At 62.8% G+C, this 1866-nt stretch carries 3 protein-coding genes; all 3 read right to left on the minus strand.

What is annotated here, in order from left to right; all coding sequences use genetic code 11:
- Window positions 1-214: 214 nt before the first annotated feature.
- The 3 genes from G1E_RS24960 to G1E_RS24970 are packed head-to-tail and all read right to left on the minus strand — an operon-like array spanning window position 215 to window position 1736.
- Window positions 215-601: a lysozyme inhibitor LprI family protein gene (locus G1E_RS24960; RefSeq protein WP_009681618.1), complete on the minus strand. Its 387-nt coding sequence runs from the start codon at window positions 599-601 to the stop codon at window positions 215-217.
- A 20-nt stretch (window positions 602-621) separates the two neighbouring features.
- Window positions 622-1161 (minus strand): hypothetical protein, encoded by a 540-nt coding sequence (locus tag G1E_RS24965; RefSeq protein WP_009681617.1) that lies wholly within the window; start codon window positions 1159-1161, stop codon window positions 622-624.
- An 11-nt stretch (window positions 1162-1172) separates the two neighbouring features.
- Window positions 1173-1736 (minus strand): GNAT family N-acetyltransferase, encoded by a 564-nt coding sequence (locus tag G1E_RS24970; RefSeq protein ID WP_009681616.1) that lies wholly within the window; start codon window positions 1734-1736, stop codon window positions 1173-1175.
- Window positions 1737-1866 lie beyond the last annotated feature (130 nt).

The following is a 1866-nucleotide window of genomic DNA, read 5'->3' on the forward strand; positions in this document are numbered from 1 at the left end:
GAAACCATAGAATCTCCCACCTCGATCGCATCGACTTCAAATCCTGTGCAATCCCTGGGGGAGCAACTGTCTTGCTCAAAAGCCATAAGCTGGCGCAATCCATGTGGGAGCTGGCTTGCCGGCGATGAGGCCAGTCCAGGCAATACAAGTCAGTTGCTCCCAACACTACCCCTGTGGGAGCGGGCATGCCCGCGAAGAGGCCCGTACAGGCAACTCACTGCCCCGGGCTAAGCACCCGCTCCAGCTCCGCCGCGCGGTCGCGGGTCATGCTCATCATGCAGGTACCGCCTTCCAGCTGCGCCATGGTCCCGCCACTGGCCTGCACATGAAACTGGCAATTGCCATCGCGGTACACCAGCCACTTGCGCTGCACATCGCGCAAGCTTTTCTGCTGCCCGGCATCCAGCTTGCCCATCAGTTGCTTGTACACCCGGTTCAAGCGCTGGTCCTGCACCTGCGTCTCGGCCCCGATGCACTCACTCATGGCCACCGTGCTGGAGGCCTTGTCCATGCACTGCACGTACGCCGCCGTGTAGTCATCGGCCACGGCCAATGGCAGCACGCAGGTCAGTGCCAGCCCTGCCAGGTATTGCTTGCACATGCCTACTCTCCTTTTAGGTATCAAAGCGTCTGGGGTTGCACCGGCGGCATCAGCACCTTGCCCGGCTCGAATTGCAGCGCTGGCATCTGTGTGGCGGCATAAACCGCCACACCCAACGCCGCAATCAAGGCCACATCAAGCCAGTTCCAACCGGGCATGTCCTCAGCGCTGCGGGCCTTCCAGCAATGCCAGGCCTGGCCCAGGCAGAACACGCCCATCGCCGCCAGCCACAGGTAGAAGCCGGCACCAAATCCGCTCAGGTCATGGAATTCATAAGTCTGGTTATCCGGCAGACGGGTGATGCCGAAGCTGCTGCCCGCCAGGTAAACCGCCGCCAACCCGGCCAGCAATGCCAGCCGGCGAAAGCGCCGGTGGGCAAGGATGGCCAACGCCAGCAGCGGGTTGGCAAACCATTGGTGCAAGCCGAAGGGCAAGCCCCATGGCCCGTACAGCAGCATCTGCAGCGCCGGCATGTGATGCCCGCCATTCATGTGCGCGCCGTTGAAGAACAGGGCGAGCAAGTACAGCAGCAGGCTGATGCTCAGGTAGAAAACGGGCAAAGGGCAAATTCCTAGGCGACCGGGGGCTCAAGCAGCAGACCATAGATGCCGGAGTCGGACAACTCACCGGCCACGCACCAGCGCGCCCGCAGGGTGCCTTCAAGCACGAAACCTTGCCGTTCCAGGGTGCGTGCCGAGCCTTGGTTGCGCGGGTCGATCTCACCTTCCAGGCGGCGCATGTGCAGGGTGTTGGCCAGGTAATCGATGAAGCAGGTGAGCGCTTCGTCCATGTAGCCCCTGCCCTGCACGGCGCTGGCCAGGCAGTAGCCGATCTCGCCACGGCGGGAAACATCGTCGATGTTGAACAGCTGGACCATGCCGATGAGTTCACCGTTGTCGCGGCGGTACATACCCAGCTTGAGCTGGTCGCCATTGGCATAGGCTTCGCGGTCGGCGGCCAGGGCGCTTTCGGCCTCGGCCAGGTTTTGCCAAGGGGCATGGTGCCAATAACGCATGACCTCGGGGTCGGCCATGATCGCCAGCCACTGCGCGGCATCGGCATGGCGCATGGGGCGCAGTTGCAGGCGCGGGCTGTCGAGGCAGAGGTCACTGGGGAAACTGCGGGGTGGGGTCACGCCGGATCTCCTGTCCATTGCTGGGGAGATGACAGTTTAACGTCAAGCGCGAGGTTACGGCATCCCGGGGCTGCTGCGCAGCCCATCGCGACACAACACCTGAGCTTTGCGCAGTACCTGTGGGAGATTC

Source organism: Pseudomonas sp. TJI-51 (assembly GCF_000190455.2).
Taxonomy (GTDB): domain Bacteria; phylum Pseudomonadota; class Gammaproteobacteria; order Pseudomonadales; family Pseudomonadaceae; genus Aquipseudomonas; species Aquipseudomonas juntendi.

Bases quoted from the DNA above. Each gene is read 5' to 3' on its own strand.
- G1E_RS24960 (WP_009681618.1), bottom strand. From the start codon at position 601: ATGTGCAAGCAATACCTGGCAGGGCTGGCACTGACCTGCGTGCTGCCA.